The organism is Pseudonocardia tropica (assembly GCF_040105315.1).
GTDB classification, from domain to species: Bacteria; Actinomycetota; Actinomycetes; order Mycobacteriales; family Pseudonocardiaceae; genus Pseudonocardia; species Pseudonocardia alni.
In genome coordinates this window covers 460547-478340 of record NZ_JBEDNP010000001.1, presented here as the reverse complement: position 1 = coordinate 478340, position 17794 = coordinate 460547, and the positions used below count along the sequence as shown (strand labels likewise).

General features: G+C 75.7%; 17 protein-coding genes. 13 read left to right on the top strand and 4 right to left on the bottom strand.

What is annotated here, in order from left to right; genetic code table 11:
* Positions 1-41: 41 nt before the first annotated feature.
* Positions 42-989, bottom strand: a complete 948-nt coding sequence (gene ligD / locus WHI96_RS02340) for a non-homologous end-joining DNA ligase (protein WP_345641502.1) — start codon at positions 987-989, stop codon at positions 42-44.
* Between the two features lie 52 nt (positions 990-1041).
* Between ligD and ku the strand changes: the two genes are divergently transcribed.
* Positions 1042-2025, top strand: a complete 984-nt coding sequence (gene ku / locus WHI96_RS02335) for a non-homologous end joining protein Ku (protein WP_345641022.1) — start codon at positions 1042-1044, stop codon at positions 2023-2025.
* Positions 2026-2035: 10 nt separating this feature from the next.
* Here ku and WHI96_RS02330 read toward each other — a convergent pair whose 3' ends face one another.
* Positions 2036-3376 carry an LCP family protein gene (locus tag WHI96_RS02330; RefSeq protein ID WP_349302338.1) on the bottom strand — a complete coding sequence of 447 codons (1341 nt, stop codon included), beginning with the start codon at positions 3374-3376 and terminating at the stop codon, positions 2036-2038.
* 149 nt (positions 3377-3525) lie between these two features.
* Between WHI96_RS02330 and WHI96_RS02325 the strand changes: the two genes are divergently transcribed.
* The 11 genes from WHI96_RS02325 to WHI96_RS02275 all read left to right on the top strand — a co-directional run bounded on the left by WHI96_RS02325 (position 3526) and on the right by WHI96_RS02275 (position 14757).
* Complete coding sequence (locus WHI96_RS02325) at positions 3526-4398, top strand: nucleoside phosphorylase (RefSeq protein WP_345648544.1); 873 nt, start codon at positions 3526-3528, stop codon at positions 4396-4398.
* Positions 4399-4409: 11 nt separating this feature from the next.
* Entirely contained in the window at positions 4410-5468 is a 1059-nt protein-coding gene (locus WHI96_RS02320; RefSeq protein WP_345648541.1) for an NAD-dependent epimerase/dehydratase family protein, read from the top strand.
* Between the two features lie 79 nt (positions 5469-5547).
* Entirely contained in the window at positions 5548-6195 is a 648-nt protein-coding gene (locus tag WHI96_RS02315) for a glycosyltransferase family 2 protein (RefSeq protein WP_345648538.1), read from the top strand.
* Positions 6192-6881, top strand: coding sequence for a TIGR04282 family arsenosugar biosynthesis glycosyltransferase (locus WHI96_RS02310; RefSeq protein ID WP_345648535.1), 690 nt, complete (start codon positions 6192-6194; stop codon positions 6879-6881). Before WHI96_RS02315 ends, WHI96_RS02310 begins: the two co-directional genes overlap by 4 nt.
* Positions 6878-7501 (top strand): methyltransferase domain-containing protein, encoded by a 624-nt coding sequence (locus WHI96_RS02305; protein WP_345648532.1) that lies wholly within the window; start codon positions 6878-6880, stop codon positions 7499-7501. The genes WHI96_RS02310 and WHI96_RS02305 overlap by 4 nt, the downstream gene beginning before the upstream one ends.
* 8 nt (positions 7502-7509) lie before the next feature.
* Positions 7510-8754: a molybdopterin-dependent oxidoreductase gene (locus WHI96_RS02300; RefSeq protein ID WP_345648571.1), complete on the top strand. Its 1245-nt coding sequence runs from the start codon at positions 7510-7512 to the stop codon at positions 8752-8754.
* On the top strand, positions 8738-9178 hold the full coding sequence (locus tag WHI96_RS02295) for a hypothetical protein (RefSeq protein WP_345648529.1): 441 nt from the start codon (positions 8738-8740) through the stop codon (positions 9176-9178). The genes WHI96_RS02300 and WHI96_RS02295 overlap by 17 nt, the downstream gene beginning before the upstream one ends.
* A complete protein-coding gene (locus WHI96_RS02290; protein ID WP_100879288.1) occupies positions 9175-9543 on the top strand; it encodes a PH domain-containing protein in 369 nt (122 codons plus the stop codon). Before WHI96_RS02295 ends, WHI96_RS02290 begins: the two co-directional genes overlap by 4 nt.
* A gap of 51 nt (positions 9544-9594) precedes the next feature.
* Positions 9595-10878, top strand: a complete 1284-nt coding sequence (locus tag WHI96_RS02285; protein WP_345648523.1) for a geranylgeranyl reductase family protein — start codon at positions 9595-9597, stop codon at positions 10876-10878.
* A gap of 157 nt (positions 10879-11035) precedes the next feature.
* Positions 11036-12616 carry a serine/threonine-protein kinase gene (locus WHI96_RS02280; RefSeq protein WP_345648520.1) on the top strand — a complete coding sequence of 527 codons (1581 nt, stop codon included), beginning with the start codon at positions 11036-11038 and terminating at the stop codon, positions 12614-12616.
* Positions 12617-12720: 104 nt separating this feature from the next.
* Positions 12721-14757, top strand: a complete 2037-nt coding sequence (locus WHI96_RS02275) for a cytochrome c oxidase assembly protein (protein WP_345648517.1) — start codon at positions 12721-12723, stop codon at positions 14755-14757.
* Between the two features lie 276 nt (positions 14758-15033).
* Here WHI96_RS02275 and WHI96_RS02270 read toward each other — a convergent pair whose 3' ends face one another.
* On the bottom strand, positions 15034-15462 hold the full coding sequence (locus tag WHI96_RS02270; protein WP_345648514.1) for a hypothetical protein: 429 nt from the start codon (positions 15460-15462) through the stop codon (positions 15034-15036).
* A gap of 245 nt (positions 15463-15707) precedes the next feature.
* Here WHI96_RS02270 and WHI96_RS02265 point away from each other — a divergent pair, with 245 nt between their 5' ends.
* Entirely contained in the window at positions 15708-16982 is a 1275-nt protein-coding gene (locus WHI96_RS02265) for an MFS transporter (RefSeq protein ID WP_345648511.1), read from the top strand.
* On the opposite strand, the gene WHI96_RS02260 is transcribed toward WHI96_RS02265, so the two are convergent.
* Positions 16883-17761, bottom strand: a complete 879-nt coding sequence (locus WHI96_RS02260) for a helix-turn-helix transcriptional regulator (RefSeq protein ID WP_345648508.1) — start codon at positions 17759-17761, stop codon at positions 16883-16885. The genes WHI96_RS02265 and WHI96_RS02260 overlap by 100 nt on opposite strands.
* Between the last annotated feature and the right edge of the window lie 33 nt (positions 17762-17794).

Below are 17794 nucleotides of genomic sequence, written 5' to 3'. Positions count from 1 at the left end.
GCCGCACGGACCACGCGAACGGGTGATGATCGGGGGCGTCCTCAGCGGGGCTCCCGGCGGACGTCGTCGGCGTCGACGTCGTCGCGGATCCCCCGGAAGACCGGCTGCCGCAGCCGGCCGGCCGCCGTCCACCCGAGGTGGGCGACCTCGGCGACGACCGTCGGGGAGCACCAGTGTGCGCCCGCCGCGTCGACCCGGGGCAGTGCCTGCGCGAACGGTGACTCCGGTGCCCCGGTCAGCCGGGCGGTGAGCAGCTCCTGCACCGCCGCCCCGGCCAGCCCGGACCCGACCCGGCCGGCGAACTCCAGCCCGTCCGGACCGGGGACACCGAGCAGCAGCGCACCGATCCGCCCCGCACCACCGGACCGCTCGGCGTCGAGCCTCGTTCCGCCTGCGCTCCTCTCGGGCTTCCACCCCCCCACCACACAGGACTGCGAGTGCCGGTGGGCGACCTTCACCCAGTCCGGGCTGCGCCGGCCCGGCCGGTACCGCGAGTCCTCCCGCTTGGCGACGACGCCCTCCAGCCCCCGCGACGCCGTCACCTCCAGCAGGGCGGTCCCGTCCGGGTAGAGCGGCGAGGTCTCGACGTGCGGGGTGGCGGACAGGTCGAGCCGCTCGAGGGTGGCCCGGCGCTCGGCCAGCGGGCGGTCGAGCAGCACCACCCCGTAGAGGCGCAGCACGTCGAACACCATGAACGTGACCGGGCGGCTGCCCGCGGGGCCGTGGATCCGGTGGGCGAGCGCGGCGAAGCTGGGGACACCGCCGTCGAGCAGCACCACCTCGCCGTCGAGGAGCACGTCGGGGGCCAGGTCCACCAGACCGGCGAGCTCGGGGAAGTTCGCGGTGACATCGCGGCCGGAACGGGTACGCAGGCGCAGTGCCGGCTCGCCACCGCCGTCGGTGACCTCGGCCAGCACGCGCATGCCGTCCCACTTGACCTCGAACGACCACCCGGCACCGGTCGGCAGGGGTCCGGGGGTGGCGAGCATGGGCTGCACACCGTCATGCTGTCACCTCGGACGGCACGCTAGGGAGGACCGCATGCGCGCGATCTGGAGCGGGGCCGTGTCCTTCGGGCTGGTCAGCGTGCCGATCAAGGTCTACTCGGCGACGTCCAACCACGACGTCCGGTTCCACCAGGTGCACGGTGAGGACGGCGGCCGCATCCGCTACAAGCGGACCTGCGAGGTGTGCGGCGAGGAGGTCACCTACGCCGACATCGTGAAGGGCTTCGAGACCCCCGACGGCGAGCTGATCACCCTCGACGACTCCGACCTCGCGTCGCTGCCGGTGAGGACCGGGCACGAGATCGACGTGATCGAGTTCGTGCCGAACGACCAGATCGACCCGATGCTGTTCGACAAGAGCTACTACCTGGAGCCGGAGACCAAGGCCGCCAAGCCCTACGCGCTGCTGCGCGAGGCACTCGAGGAGACCGACCGCACCGCCGTGGTGAAGGTGGCGCTGCGCCAGCGCGAGACGCTCGCGCTGCTGCGGGTGCGCGGCAAGGTGATCGTGCTCCAGACCCTCATCTGGCAGGACGAGATCCGTGAACCGGAGTTCGACATCCTCGCAGGCGAGGTCGACCTCAAGCCGCAGGAACTGAAGATGGCGTCGTCGCTGGTCGAGAGCATGGGCGCGGACTTCGACCCGTCGGAGTTCCACGACGAGTACCGCGACGCGATGGCCGACCTCATCGAGGCGAAGAAGTCCGACGGCGACGCCCGCCCGGCACCCGCCGCGGAGGCCGCCGACGACGGCGGGGACTCGATGAGCGACCTGCTGTCGGCGCTGCAGGCCAGTGTGGACGCGGCCCGGTCGACGAAGTCGGACTCGGGTTCGGGTTCGGGGTCGACCGAGAAGAGGACCCCGGCCCGGCGGTCGTCCTCCCGGTCGAAGAAGTCCGAGGAGCCGACGACCGGGGAGAAGGACGCCGAGACCGGCGACGCCGCCACCGGCACCGACGACGCGACGCCCGCGAAGCCGGCCACCACACGTCGGCGGTCGACGAAGAAGACCGCCTGACCGACGCCCCTCAGGGGCCGAAGCCGGACTCCGGCGGCGCCTGGTCGTTCTGCAGGGCGCCGAAGAGCGCCTGGGCCCGGGTCCGGTCCCAGCGCAGGTTCGACCCACCCGCGCTGCCGCCGATCGGGACGGTCGTCTGCACGCCGTCGCCGCCGGAGACCCCCTTCATGCCCCAGGCCAGGCCGGCGAGGTTCCAGATGTGGTCGGAGTCGTCGACGGTGATCGTGCCGGTCACCGCGGACGCCAGCGGGACCATCCGGAACGGGTTGATCAGGGTGAGCGGGCTGGTGGCCTTGCCGAGCAGCGCGGACAGGAACTCACGCTGCCGCTGGACGCGGTCGAAGTCCGAGCCGGGCGTCGCGCGGGTGCGGACGTAGCCGAGCGCGGTCGTCCCGTCGAGCTCCTGGCAGCCGGCCTGGATGTCCAGCCCGGCCTTCGGGTCGTCGATGGCACTGGAGACGCACATGTCCACCCCGCCGACGGCGTCGACGGCGCCGACGAACCCGCCGAAACCGACCTCGACGTAGTGATCGATGCGCAGGCCGGTGGCGCCCTCGACGGTCTCGACGAGCAGCTCCGGGCCGCCGAGTGCGAACGCCGCGTTGACCTTGTTGCTGCCCCTCCCGGGGATCGGGAGGAACGAGTCGCGCGGGATGGACACGAGCACACTGCCGGAGCTGCCGGTGTGCAGCAGCATGATCGTGTCGGTGCGCCGGCCCGCCGCGTCGCCGGTGGCGAGACGTTCCTCGTCCTCGGCGGAGAGTCCCTCGCGGCTGTCCGAGCCCACGATCAGGTAGTTCGTCCCCGACGACGACGCCTGGGAGTCCGCGGGCAGCGCCTGCACCCGGGTCATGTTCTGGTCGAGGTAGACGCCGAACCCCACGAACGCGACCAGCAGCAGGATCAGCACGGCCTTCCAGCGCCCGCGGGTGGCGCGACGGAGGCGGCGCCAGTCCGGCATCGACGGGCCGCGGGTGACCCGGCCGTCGCGGGGCGCCTGCGACGCGGGATGCACCCCGGCGCCCGCTCCCCCGGCCCCCGCTCCGGCGGGACGCGGCATGACCGGACCACGCGGCGGCGCGGCGGCCCGGGTCGGTGGCGGCGCCCCGGCGGCCCGGCCGGGCGGCGGCTTGCGCAGCGGCCCGCGGCCCCCGCGCGCAGGCGGGGCCCCGGGCGGCTGCTGCGGCGGCGACGGCGGCGGGAGCGGACGGCCCCCGTGGCCGGGAAGCGGGTTGCGGGGCTGGTTCGTCCAGCCGGGACTGCCGGGCCGCGCGGGACGGCCACCGCGCGGCGGCTCGCCCTGCGGCGGACGCCCGCCCGCGGGGGGCGGGCCGCGGAAGTATCCGGCCATGCCTGTCCCACCCTCCGATCGGCCCGCATCCTGGGCACTCGTGGCCGACGATACTGCGCGCCGCCGTCCCCGGGACGCCGGGCGAGAGGGTCACCCCGTCCACCTGCGGTGTTCCCCCCGACCGGGTGCGCGGGGGATGATCGTCGACGATGGACCTCCCCCTGCACGAGGACGACCTGGACGCCGAGGGCGTGATCCGGGCGTCGGCGATCACCCCGCACCGCCCGGACGTGCCGGCCGCGGCGGTGCTGTGCTGGTTCCCCGAGGTCGTCGAGGACGTCGGGACCCGCTCCGAGGCGGTGACCGTGCTGCGCAGCGAGCTCGGTCGCAGCCCGGTGTGGCGCACGACCGGGCCCGGCGGCACACCGGTCGCGGTGCTGCACCCGGGCGTCGGCGCGCCGCTGGCGGCCATGTTCCTGGAGCACCTCGCGGCGCTGGGCGTCCGCACCGTCGTCGGGGTCGGCGGGGCCGGGGCGCTGCGGCACGAGCTGACGCTGGGGCACGCCGTCGTCCTGGGCAGCGCGCTGCGCGACGAGGGCACCTCGTTCCACTACCAGCCGCCGTCGCGGACGATCGACGCCGACCCGGACGGGGTCGACGCGGTGGTCCGGGTGCTCGACGACGCCGGGGTGCCGCACGTCGTCGGGCGGTGCTGGACCACCGACGCCGTGTTCCGGGAGGCCCCGGCGCGGGTCGCGCGGCGCCGCGACGAGGGCTGCGCGGTGGTCGACATGGAGGCGTCCGCGCTGGTCGCGGTCGCGCGCCGGATCGGGGTCGGCTACGGCCAGGTGTTCCTCGCCGCGGACTCGCTCGCCGGGCCGGAGTGGGAGCACCGCGGCTGGACCAGCGCCCGCGAGGCCCGGGCGGGCCTGTTCGGCCTGGCCCTGGCCGCGGCCGAGAACTGGGACGCGAGCCGCACGGCCGGGACCCCGGACCCGGACGGCGTGGCCGGGGGCGGACCGCCGGGCCGGGTGGCCGCGGAGCCGGGCGCGCACCCGGCGGGCGGGGCCGGCACGCCCTAGCGTCTGCGGGCATGCGCGTCCTCGTCACCGGCGGTGCCGGATTCATCGGGTCCCACGTCGCCGACCGCTTCGTCGCGGACGGCCACGAGGTCGTCCTGCTCGACGCGCTGCTGCCGCAGGCCCACGGCGGCGAGGCCCCGGAGCTGGACCACGAGCTGGTCCGCGGCGACGTGCGCGACGCCGACACCCTGTCCCGGCTTCTGCCGGGGGTGGACGCGGTCTGCCACCAGGCCGCGATGGTCGGGCACGGCGTCTCCCCCGCCGACGCCCCCGACTACGCCTCCCACAACGACCTCGGCACCGCGGTGCTGCTGGCGCAGATGCACGCCGCGAAGGTGGACCGGCTCGTGCTGGCCGGGTCGATGGTCGTCTACGGGGAGGGCCGCTACGACTGCGCCGACCACGGCGTCGTCCGGCCCGGGCCGCGTGCGCTCGACGACATCGACGCCGGCCGTTACGAGCCCCGCTGCCCGGAGTGCGGCGAGGACCTCGAGTCCGGCCTCGTCCCGGAGTCCGCGCCGGTCGACCCGCGCAGCACCTACGCCGCCACCAAGCTCGCCCAGGAGCACCTCGCGAGCGCCTGGGCCCGCCAGACCGGCGGGACCGTGTGGTCGCTGCGCTACCACAACGTCTACGGCCCGCGGATGCCCCGCGACACCCCCTACGCGGGCGTCGCGTCGATCTTCCGGTCCTCGCTGGAGCGCGGTGAGGCCCCGAAGGTCATGGAGGACGGCCGGCAGCGCCGGGACTTCGTGCACGTCACCGACGTCGCCGCGGCCAACGCCGCCGCACTCGTCGCCGACCCGGAGCCGACCGGCTTCGGCGCCGCGAACGTCTGCTCCGGCGAGCCGCACACCATCGGCGACCTCGCCGCCGAGCTGGCGCGCGCGATGGACGGCCCCGAGCCCGAGATCGTCGGCGGCGCCCGGCCGGGCGACGTGCGCCACGTCGTCGCCGATCCGGCCCACGCCGCGGCCCGGCTGGGCTTCCGCGCCCGGACCAGCTTCACCGACGGGGTGACGGCGTTCGCGACCGACCCGCTCCGTTCACCGATCGTCGCGAACCGCTGAGGGGCGCCGTCCGAACCTCCCTGCGGGACCCTCCCGCATTCGGCGGGCGGCGGCCCTGCGGAGAGGTGAAGATCGCGACGTGCATCCGGAGATCGTGCTGCCGTGCCTCGACGAGGCGGAGGCGCTGCCCTACGTCCTGAAGCGGATGCCCGACGGCTGGCCGGTGATCGTCGTCGACAACGGGTCGACCGACGACACCGCGGCGGTCGCGCGCGGGCACGGGGCGCGGGTGGTCGTCGAACCGCGGCGCGGCTACGGCGCGGCGGTGCACGCCGGACTGGAGGCCGCCACCGGTGAGCTCGTGGCCTTCCTCGACGGCGACGGCTCCCTCGACGCCGACGTGCTGCCCGGCATGGCCGAGACCGTCGCGTCCGGCCGCGCCGACATCGCCGTCGGGCGGCGGGTCCCGGACACGGTCGGCGTGTGGCCCTGGCACGCCCGCGCGGCGAACGCGGTGATCGCCGGGATGCTGCGCACCCGCGGGGTCCCGGTGCACGACATCGCCCCGATCCGGGTCGCGCGCCGGCAGGCGCTGCTGGACCTGCGGATCGAGGACCGGGCGTTCGGCTACCCGCTGGAGCTGCTGCTGCGGGCGGGCCGGGCGGGCTGGCGGTTCGACGAGATCCCGGTCGCCTACTCCCGCCGCGCCGGCGGGCGGTCCAAGGTCTCCGGCTCGGTCAGGGGCACCGTCCGGGCCGGTCGCGACATGATCCGGCTGCTGCGATGACCGGCCCCGTCACCACCGTCGTCCTCGCGAAGGCCCCCGAGCCGGGCCGGGTCAAGACGAGGCTGTGCCCACCCGCGACACCGGAGCTCGCCGCGGCGATCGCCTCGGCGGCGCTGCTCGACACCCTCGACGCCGTCGCCGGGGTGCCCGGCGACACCGTGGTCGCGCTGACCGGGAACCGGGCCGCCGCGACCGGGGCGGCCGAGCTGGCCGCCGCGCTGGACGGGCTCGCCGTCGTCGCGCAGCGGGGGGACGGGCTGGCCGCGCGGATCGCCGCCGCGCACGCCGACGCCGCCGCGCTGCACCCGGGCCGCCCGACCCTGCAGGTCGGGATGGACACCCCGCAAGCCACGGCCGGGCTGCTGTCCCGCTGTGCGGACCGGCTCGCCGAACCGGGTGTGGACGCCGTCCTCGGCCCCGCGACCGACGGCGGCTGGTGGGTGCTGGGCCTGCGCGACCCGCTCGCCGCCGCCGCGCTGCACGGCGTCTCGATGTCGACCGCCGAGACCGGCGACCGGACGTTGGACGCGCTGCGGGCCGCCGGACTGCGGGTGGTCCTCGCCGAGCCGCTGACCGACGTCGACACGGCCGCGGAGGCCGTCGCCGTCGCCGCGCGGCTCCCGGGGAGCCGCTTCGCCCGCGCCGTCGCCGAGCTGACGCTGCGATGTCCGGAGGTGTCGGTGTGACCGTGACCGCCGAGGGCTTCGACATGCCGCTGTCCGGCACCCCCTCCCGCCTGCTGTGCGACGACGGCACCGAGATCGCGCTGGACGTCGACCGCTGGGCCGACGCGGCCGCCGGCTGCGACGACTGGCTGCTGCGCCACTGCGCGGGCCCCACCGTCGACCTCGGCTGCGGACCCGGCCGGCTGCTCGTCGCGCTCGCCGCGCGCGGGATCGCCGCCCTGGGCGTCGACGGCTCCGCGGTCTCGCGGGTGCTCTGCCGCCGCCGCAGCGTCGCGATGGTCCAGGCCGACCTGTTCGGCCCGCTGCCCGGCGAGGGCAGCTGGTCCCACGTGCTGCTCGCCGACGGCAACCTCGGCATCGGCGGCGACCCGGCCGCACTGCTCACCCGCGCCGCGCGGCTGCTCGCCCGCAGCGGGACGGTGCTCGTGGAGGCCGACCCCCGCCCCGAGCACGCCTGGCGCGGCACCGCCCGGGTGCTGTGCGGCGGCGGTGCGGGCGAGCCGATCCCGTGGGCCGCGCAGGGCGCGGTCCCCCTCGCGGTGACGGCCGGGCGGGCCGGCCTGCGCGTGACCGACGTGCACCTCGGCGCGCGGGTGTTCCTGGAGCTGACCGGACCGTGACGCGCGTGATGCGGTGGCGGAGCCCGATCCGGGGACCCTGGCTGACCTCGATGTTCGCGCTCCCGCTGCTGGTGGGGCTGCCGATCGTGGCGTTCACCGGGCTGCTCGACCGGCTCGCCTACGGCCGGGAGCAGGCCATCCCGGCCGCCGACGCCGTCGGCGGGCTGCAGCTGCCCTGGGTGGACTGGCCGGTGTCGCCGGCCTGGCTGTTCCGGCTCACCGAGGGCCTGCACGTCGGGCTCGGGATCGTGCTCGTGCCGCTGGTCCTGGCGAAGCTGTGGTCGGTCATCCCGAAGCTGTTCACCGCGCCCGAACGCCACCCGGTGACGCTGCTGGAGCGGCTGTCGCTGGTGCTGCTGGTCGGCTCGATCCTGTTCCTCATCGTCACCGGCCTGCTGAACGTCCAGTACGACTACGTCTTCGGCTTCTCCTTCTACGACGGCCACTACGCCGCGGCCTGGGTGTTCCTGGCCTCGTTCGCGCTGCACGTGGTCACGAAGCTCCCGACGATGGTCCGCTCGCTGCGGGGCCGCTCGCTGCGCACCGAGCTGGCCACGCCGCTCGCGGCCACCCGGCCGGAGCCGGCGCACCCGCTGGTCGCGCCGGACCCGGACCCGCCGACGATGTCGCGGCGCGGCGCGATCGCCCTGGTCGGCGGCGGGATGCTGTTCGTCGCGGCGCTGACCGTCGGGCAGTTCACCGACCGGCTCCGGTCGACGGCGCTGCTGCTGCCCCGGGGCCGGACGACGGCGCCCGACAGCACCGAGCGGGGCGGGCCGAACGACTTCCCGGTCAACCGCACGTTCGTCGCGTCCGGGATCGCCCCGGCCGCGGTCGGGAGCGCCTGGACGCTGACCCTGACCGGCGGCGCGGCACCGGTGGTGCTCGACCGGGCGGCGCTGGCCGCGCTGCCGCAGCACACCGCGGAGCTGCCGATCGCCTGCGTCGAGGGCTGGTCGACCTCGCAGGTGTGGACGGGTGTGCGGCTGACCGACCTGGCCCGCGCCGCGGGCGTGGCCGACCCGGCGACGGCCGAGGTGCGGTCGGTCGAGGTGGGGAGCCCGTTCGCCCGGTCGCTGCTCAACCGCGCCCAGACGCTGTCGCCGGACTCGCTGCTCGCGCTGCGGGTCAACGGCGCCGAGCTGTCCCCCGACCACGGGTTCCCGGCGCGGCTGATCGTCCCGGCGCTGCCCGGGGTGCACAACACCAAGTGGGTCGCGACGATCGGGTTCTCCCGTGCTGCTCCTCGGTAGCCGCCTGCTCGCCGCCCTCGGCTGCTTCGCACTCGCCGGGTGGGCGGCGTACGCGATCGCCGGCGGGTCCCCCGACCTGGTCACGATGGCCTGGTGGTTCGCCGGCGCGGTCCTGCTGCACGACCTCGTGCTGTTCCCGCTCTACGCCGCCGGGGACCGGCTGCTGCTGCTCGCGCTACCCCGCACCCGGGTGCCGCTGGTCAACCACGTGCGGATCCCGGTGCTCGGCTCCGGGCTCGCGCTGCTGATGTTCCTGCCCGGGATCATCCGGCAGGGCGCGCTGAGCACGCTGAACGCGACCGGGCTGGACCAGGAGCCGTACCGGATGCGGTGGGTGTGGCTGACCGTCGTGCTGTCCGCCGTCTCCGCGCTGATCTGGACGGTGCGGACGCTGGCCGGCCGCCGGGCAGTATCGGAGCCATGAGCGAACCCGTCTTCGACAAGCGCGACCAGCTCGACAAGGTCGCCGCCGGCCTGCTGGAGGGCGAGCGGATCATCGCCGTCTACGACGCGATCGGCGCCGGCACCGGCTTCCTCGGCCTCACCGACCTGCGGGCGGTCCTGCAGGACAACTCCTTCGTCGGCAAACGCACCGCGATCACCTCGATCCCCTACGGCCGGATCTCCTCGGTCTCGTTCGTCGCCGACCGGAACCTGCTGGGCCGGTTCGCGAGCTCCGGCCAGATCGCGATCACCGTCGGGGCGGCCGTGCACGAGGTGGCCTTCCGCGGCGACGACAAGGCCCGCCACGCCCACGACGTGATCCTCTGGCACCTGACCCGGTCGTGACCGGGGGCACGCTCGGCGGCGGTCGCCCGGCCGGGTTGCGACACTGGGGTCATGAGCACCGGTCCCGTCTCCCCCGCCACCACTCCGGACCCCACCGACGTGCTCGTCGTCGGGGCGGGACCGGCCGGGTCGGCGGCGGCGGCGTGGGCGGCGCGGCACGGGCTCGACGTCGTCCTCGCCGACTCCGCGACCTTCCCCCGGGACAAGGCCTGTGGTGACGGGCTGACCCCGCGCGCGATCGCCGAGCTGGGGCACCTGGGCCTCGGTGGCTGGGTCGACTCGCACGGCACCAACCAGGGGCTGCGCGCGCACGGGTTCGGGCAGGTCCTGGAGCTGCCGTGGCCGGGCGGGTCGCTGCCGGCGCACGGCTCGGCGATCCCGCGCACCGAGCTCGACGCAGGCATCCGCCGGGTCGCCCTGGAGGCCGGCGCGACCCCGATGGAGGGCGCCAAGGCCGTCGACGTGACGTTCGCCGGGGGCCGGGTCGACTCCGTGCTGTTCGACGACGGCCGCTCCGTCCGGTGCCGCAGGCTCGTCGTCGCCGACGGGGCGCGCTCCACTCTCGGGCGGGTGCTGGGCCGCGAGTGGCACCAGGACACCGCCTACGGCGTCGCCGCACGCGGCTACGTCACCTCCGGCCGGCACGACGACCCGTGGATCAGCTCGCACCTGGAGCTGCGCGGCGAGGCCGACGAGGTCCTGGCCGGGTACGGCTGGCTGTTCCCGCTGAACGACGGTCGGGTCAACATCGGCGTCGGCACCCTGGCCACCGACCGGCGCCCGGCCAACATCAAGCTGCGCGGCCTGATCGAGCACTACGCGAACGCGCGCCGCGCCGAGTGGGAGCTCGGCCCGAAGGTCGAGCTGGTCCGCTCGGCGCTGCTGCCGATGGGTGGGGCGGTGTCCGGCGTCGCCGGGCCGAACTGGGCGCTGGTCGGCGACGCGGCCGGCTGCGTGAACCCGCTCAACGGCGAGGGCATCGACTACGGCCTGGAGACCGGCCGCCTGGTCGCGGAGCTGCTCGCGGCGGGCGCCGACCTGGACCGCGCCTGGCCCGCGACCCTGCGCTCGCACTACGGCCTGGCGTTCTCGATCGCCCGCAGGCTCGCCGGACTGATCACGATCCCCCGGCTGCTGCCGCTGGCCGGGCCGGTCGGGATGCGGTCGCGGGCACTGATGACGGTCGCGCTGCGGGTGATGGGCAACCTCGTGACCGACGCCGACCGCGACCTCACCGCCCGTGCCTGGCGGGCCGCCGGGAAGCTGTCGGTCCGCCTGGACGACCGGCCCCCGTTCCCCGCCGCCGACCTGCGCACACCGGTCGCGGCGCGCTGAGGGCCCCGGGTCGCAGGATCACCGGGTGGTGGCAGCGCGCCGTCCACCGGGGTGACCGGTTCCGGACGGTACGGTCGCCGCCAGGAGGTCCGCCACGACGGCGGACGGCCGGTGCGCGCGCCCGCGGTCCGGCCGCACCAGCAGACCGGGAGGGCCCGTGACCCGCGGCGACGATCCGGAGCGCACCCGCAGGGATGCGTCCGACCCGTGGCGGACGGGGAACCGCCGGCAGCGGCCGCCGGGCGGCCCCGCGCCCGACCCCACCCGTCGCGTCGGCGGGGCCCGGCCCGCGCCGCGCCGCGCCGACGACGACCCGGCGACCCGCAGCAACGCGCCGGATGCCACCCGCCGGGTCGGGCCGCCCCCCGGCGGCCACCCGGGCCCCGGTGGTCCCGCGGACGGCACCCGGCGCCTCGGGCCCGGTGAGGCCCCCACCCACCACCTCGGCGCCCCGCCGACCGCCGCCTACGGCGCGCCCCGCCCGTCGCGCCCGGACGCGACCCGGATGATGCCCGCGCCCATCACCGAGCCCGAGCTGCTCGGCGGCCGGTACCGGCTGGAGGGGCTGCTCGGCCAGGGCGGGATGTCCGACGTGCACCGGGCCACCGACACCCGGCTCAACCGGCCCGTCGCGGTGAAGATCTTCGGTGCGGCCGACGACCCGAGTGCCGACCAGCGCTTCGAGCAGGAGGCGCAGGTCATGGCGAACCTGCGCCACCCCGGGCTGGTCGCGGTGCACGACTTCGCCGTCGAGGCCGACCGCGCCTACCTGGTCATGGAGCTCGTCGACGGGCCCACGCTCAAGGACGTCATCGCCCGCGAGGACCTGCCGCCCGAGGACATCCGCCGGATCGGCACCGAGGTCGCCCAGACCCTGGCCTACGTCCACTCGCAGGGCGTCACGCACCGCGACATCAAGCCGTCGAACATCCTCGTCGACTCCGACGGCCGGGCCCGGCTCGCCGACTTCGGCATCGCCGCCCTGCTCGGCGGCGACGGCCACACCGCGGCCGGCGAGATCATCGGGACGCCGGCGTACCTGTCGCCGGAGCAGGTCCAGGGCCGCCCGGTCGGACCGCCGACCGACGTGTACGCGCTCGGCCTCGTGCTGCTGGAGGCCTGGACCGGGCGGCAGGAGTACCAGGGACAGGGGCTGCAGGGCGCCGCCGAGCGCGTGAACCGCGCCCCGGTGGTACCCGCGGACGTCCCCGAGCCGGTGCGGACGGCGATCGCCCAGTCCACCGCGACCGACCCGCAGCGACGCCCGGACGCCCGCCGCGTCGCCGAGATCCTCTCCGAGCCGGCCGCCGTCGCTCCGCCGGTCGTCGCGCCGGAGCCCGAGCCCGGGCCGCGTGACCTCGGCTCGTCGGGGATCGGGAAGTGGATCGCGATCGGCGCGCTCGTCGTCGCGCTGCTGGTGCTGCTGCTCGGGTTCCTGCTGTTCGGGAACGGCGACTCCGACACCCAGGCCCCGCCGACCACCGAGACCAGCGCACCGGCCACCACCGAGACGACGACCGAGGCCCCGACCAGCGAGGACAGCGGCGGTATCCAGCTGCCGAGCGACATCCCGGGTCTGCCGTCGGGCCTGCCCTCGCTCCCGTCGAACCTGCCGTCGCTGCCGAGCGAGCTGCCGTCGCTGCCGTCGAACCTGCCCGACCCCGGCCAGATCGGTCAGGACGCGCAGGGCTTCTGGGAGTCGATCCAGCGCTGGTGGTCCGGGATCACCGGCAACTGAGTGACCCGTCCGACCCGGTGCGGCGCGCGCCGGGCCGGACGGGGACCATCGGAGGTGACACGGGCGCGGTCGGTGCCCGGTGACCACCTGCGGAGGGGTTCTCGGTGAGCGCGAGCACGGAGCAGGCGACGACCGACGCGGCCGGTGGTGCGCAGCCCGCACCGGCGGTACCGGCGCGGCGCGACCGCCGTGCCCTCCTGACCGCGCTCACGGTCGCCCTGGTGCTGCTGTGCGCCGGCGTCGCGGTCGCCGTCTCGATCGGCGACGACGGCTTCTGGCGGCAGAGCGGGCTGCCGGTGCCCGAGCCGGGCCTGAAGGCCGCGACGGTCGTCGCGAAGGTCCTGGCCGTCGCCGCGACCGCGCTCGCCGCCGGGTCGCTGCTGGTCGGCGGCCTGGTCGCGGCCCCGCAGGGGTCCGGGACGGTCGACGTCCACGGCTACCGCGCGCTGCGCCGGGGCACCCTGGCCGCCACCGTCGCCGGGGTGTCGGCGATCGCCGCGGGCTGGCTGTCGGTGGCCGACATGACCGGCAACTCCCCCGGCGTCCTGGCGTCGGCGGGCCCGTTCGGGTGGCTCGGCGCCGCCGCGACGATCGAGGAGCCGCTGGGCTGGGCGCTCGCCGGGGCGCTGCTGCTGCTCGTCGCCCTCGGATCGGCGTTCTCGCTGAGCTGGAAGGCCGCCGCCGCGCTCGGGCTGGTCGCCGCGTGCGCGATGGCGGTGCCCGCCGCGGTGCACCCGGCCGCGACCGGGGCCGGGCACGACTGGAGCGGGGACGCGAACGTGCTGCGCGCCGTCGCCGGGACCGCCTGGCTCGGGCTGGTCGCCGCACTGGTCGCGTTCCGCGCGCACGGCGGCGTCGTCGAGGGACGGACCGGGGGCCGGGTCCGCGGGCTGCTCGCCGTCGGCGGGGTCGTGTACCTGGCCGGTGAGATCGTCTTCCAGCTGGTGGTGACCGACGCCGGACCCCTCGGTGGGTCGGTCTACGTGCAGTTCGCCGTCGTCGTCGCGGTGCTGCTCGCGGCCCTGGTCGCGCTGACCGCGCTGCTGGTCCGCGGGCTCGTCGCCGCCCCGGGCGGTCCGGTGCCGGGCCGGCTGCTGCCGGTGGTCGCGGTGCTGGGGGCGGCGGTGGCGACGCTGGGCGTCGCGAGCATCCGGCTGGTACCGCCGCGGTTCGTCGTCGCCGACGACTCGGCGCTGCAGACACTGATCGGCTGGGACGTCGTCCGGCCGTTCTCCGCGCTCGCGGTGCTGACCGACTGGCGCTGGAACCTGCTGTTCGGCACCGGTGCGCTGGTGCTGGCCGGGCTGTACCTGGTGGCCGTGCGCCGGCTCGCGTCCCGTGGGGTGGTGTGGCCGGTCGGGCGCACCGTCGCCTGGCTGCTGGGCTGCGCGACGCTGCTGCTGGCGACGTCGTCGGGGCTGGGCTTCTACTCCCCGTCCATGTTCAGCGTCCACATGATCAGCCACATGACGCTGAACATGCTCGCGCCGATCCTGCTGAGCCTCGGCGGCGCGGTCACGCTCGCGCTGCGGGTGCTGCGCCCGGCGGGCCGCGGCAACCCGCCCGGCCCGCGCGAGTGGCTGCTCGCGGCGGTGCACTCGCGCGTCGCGAGGGTCATGACCCACCCGGCGTTCGCGGCGGTGCTGTTCGTCGGCTCGTTCTACGTCCTGTACTTCACCCCGCTGTTCGACGGGGCGCTGCGGTTCCACTGGACCCACCAGCTGATGAACCTGCACTTCGTGCTGGTCGGCTATCTGTTCTTCTGGCCGCTGATCGGCGTCGACGCCGCCCCGCACCGGCTGCCGCACCTGGGGCGGCTCGCGGTGATGCTCGCGACGATGCCGTTCCACGCGTTCTTCGGCGTCGCGGTGATGAGCTCCTCGACGGTGCTCGGCGAGAACTTCTACCGCCAGGTCGGGCTGCCGTGGCTGGACCTGCTCGACGACCAGCGCACCGGCGGCGGCATCGCCTGGGCGACCGGTGAGATCCCGATGCTGCTGGTGATGGTCACCCTCGTGGTGCAGTGGTCGCGCGACGACTCCCGGGAGGCGACCCGCAAGGACCGGCAGGCCGACCGGGACGACGACGCCGAGCTGAAGGCGTACAACGCGATGCTGGAGCAGATGCGCCGCGGCGGCTGAGCGTGCTCGGTCCGGTAGCGCGGTCCCGTCCGGCTCGGGCCGCGACCTGCCCGACCGTCGTGCCCGCGTCGAGGTGGACGACCTGGTCGTGGATCCGGTCCAGGGAGGCGTCGACGACGGTCCGGCGCTCGACGACGTCGCTGCTCGCAGCCGCGACGTCATCCTGAACCGACCACGAGGAGAGCCCCGCCGGCGTCCCGACGAGGCTCCCCGTGCCCGGCGCGGTCGTGCGTGACCACCTCGGGCCGGGCACGGTCCGGGGGCGGCGGGTCGAGGTCAGCCCATGGTGCTGCAGTCGACGTTCGCCGAGCTGTACTCGCTGTCGTCCAGGGAGGTCGAGGTCTTCGTGTCGACGACCTGACCGGTCGCCACATCGGTGATGGTGCAGGTGATGGAACCCGGACCGGAGCTGCCGGCGTTGACGTGGGCGAACCCGTACTCGCCGCTCACCTCGACGGTCTTGCTCCACGGCAGCGTCTGGTAGTCCGACGACGAGCTGGTGGCGCTGTCCGTGCCGTAGCCGACCATCATCTTCTTCGCGTCACCGGTGATCTCGAGCCGGTAGCTCGCGGACCCCACCGTGTACGGGGTCGACACGTCGGTGGGCGTGGCCCCCGTCCCGGAGGCCGTGACCGGCGCCGGCGACGCCGAGAGCGCGCTCAGGTCCTCGGACAGCTGGTTCAGACCGGTGAAAACGATCACCATGCCCCAGATCCCCAGGGCGATCGCGCTGCTGCGGGCGGTGCGAGGTGGTCACGACCACCCTGTCGCTGGGCCGTACGGACTCATCTCGGCTGGACCGTTCGGATACTCAATTCTGGCGACGGGTCGGTGCTCGGTGCTCCGGCGTGAAGATCGCCTGCTCGGCCACGGTCCGGATCCGGACGCTCGGTCTGCTCCGCCGGACGATCCGATGGGCCGCGGACCGTCCCGTGGCGAAACCTGGGGGAATGACCGACACCCTCGTACCGACGACCCGCCCCGAACGCACCGCCTGGGGCGCGGTCGCCGTGATGGCGATGACGAGCTTCGTGCTCGTCCTCGCCGAGTTCCTCCCGCCCGGCCTGCTGACCCCGATGGCCGCCGCGCTCGGGATCACCGAGGGCCAGGCCGGGCAGGCCGTGTCGGCGACGGCGTTCGTCGGGCTCCTCGTCGCCCCCACGATCGGGGTCCTGCTGCCCCGGCTCGACCGCCGGGCCCTGCTGACCGCGCTCGCCGTGGCCGCCGCGGTGTCGAACCTGGCCGTCGCGGTGGCGCCGAACTTCGTGGTGCTGCTCCTGGCCCGGCTGCTCCTCGGGGCCGCGATCGGCGGGTTCTGGGCGATGTCGCTGGCCGTCGCGGCCCGGCTGAGCACGCCCGGGCGGCTCGGCCGCGCGGTGATGCTCGTGAACACCGGGACGACCGTCGCGACGGTGGCGGGGGTGCCGCTGGCCGTCCTGCTCGGGTCGGTGGCCGGCTGGCGGGCCGTGTTCGTCGGCGTCGCCGTGCTGTCCGCGGTCACCGCGGTCGCGATCCGGTCGTCGCTGCCGACCGTGGCCCCGGACGCCTCGGACGGTCTCCGTCCGCTGCTCGACACCCTGCGGGCGCCCGGCATCGGGCGCGGGCTCACCGGCCACGTGCTCACCGTCCTGGGGCACTTCGCCGCGTTCACCTACATCCGCCCGGCACTCGGGACCGTCCCCGGTCTCGACGCCGGCGGGGTGGCCGTGCTGCTCGCGGTGTTCGGCGCGGGCGGCGTGGTGGGGAACGTCGTCGTCGGGCTGGTCGTCGACCGCCACCTGCGGGTCGTGCGCTTCGCGGTCCCGGCGACGCTCGCGGCCGGCGTCGCCGCGGTCGCCGCGTTCCCGACGGTGCTGCCGCTGGTCGTCGTCGGTGTGGCCGTCTGGGGGCTGTCGTTCGGGGCGTGGCTGACAGTGGTCACGACCTGGATCGCCCGCGTCGCGCCGACCCGCATGGAGGCCGGGGGCGGCCTGCTCGTCGCCGGGTTCCAGCTCGCCATCACGATCGGGGCCGCCGCCGGCGGGCTGCTCGTGGACGGGCTCGGGGTGCGCGCGACCCTCGCCGGCGCGGCCGTCGCGGCCGCGGTCGGTGGTCTGACCTTCGGCTCCGCCCCGCAGGACCCGCCCTACGGCGCGGATGAGGACCGGACCGACGAGCGCCACCGGGACGGCGACATCCCGGACTCGCGGCGGAACGCCCGGGCGAACCCGAGCTCGGAGCGGTAGCCCACCCGGTGGGCGACCTCGGCGACCGTGGCGCTGCCGTCGGCCAGCAGCGCCCGGCCGGCGTCGACCCGGGTGGCGGCCAGGTAGTCCGCCGGGGTGCGGCCGACGACCTCGGCGAAGCGGGCCGCGAAGACCGCCCGCGACATGGTCGCCTCCCGGGCCATGTCGGCGACCGTCCAGGGGCGGGCCGGGTCGGTGTGGATGGCGTGCAGGGTGCGGGCGATACGGGGGTCGAGCGCCGAGGCGAGCCAGCGGTCGGTACCGGCCGGCTGCTGCTCGACCCACATCCGCACCGCGGTCACGGCGATCGTGGTGGCGATCCGGCTGCAGATCACGGTGTCGCCGCTGCGGACCCGCCCGCCGACGGTGTTCCACCCGCACTCCATCCCGCGGACGAGCGTCGCCATGCCGGGCTCGGCGGGCCCGAACGCGCGCGCGACGAGCGCGGGCGGGAGCGTGCCGTCGTCGCGGGGGCGGGCCGGGGTCGCGGCGAGCACGACGGCGGTGAGGTCCGCCCCGTCCTCGCCGCGGACCGTCAGGTCCCCCGGCTGCGGGACGAGGACGAGGTCGCCCGCCGCGACGGTCGTCCAGCAGCCGGTCGTCGTGCGGACCGAGGCGCTGCCGTCGTGGAGGAAGACGAACCCGGCGGCGTCGCGGAGCACCGTGGCCGTCGCGCCGTCGGTCACCCGGGAGCGGCGGGACCGTTGCAGCTCCCACTCCATGCCGGCCAGCATCCGGTCGAGACGGCTGTCGATCGCATCGGGCAGAGGTGCGGTCACCCCCGGATCAGCCGCGGGACGGCCCGCCGTATT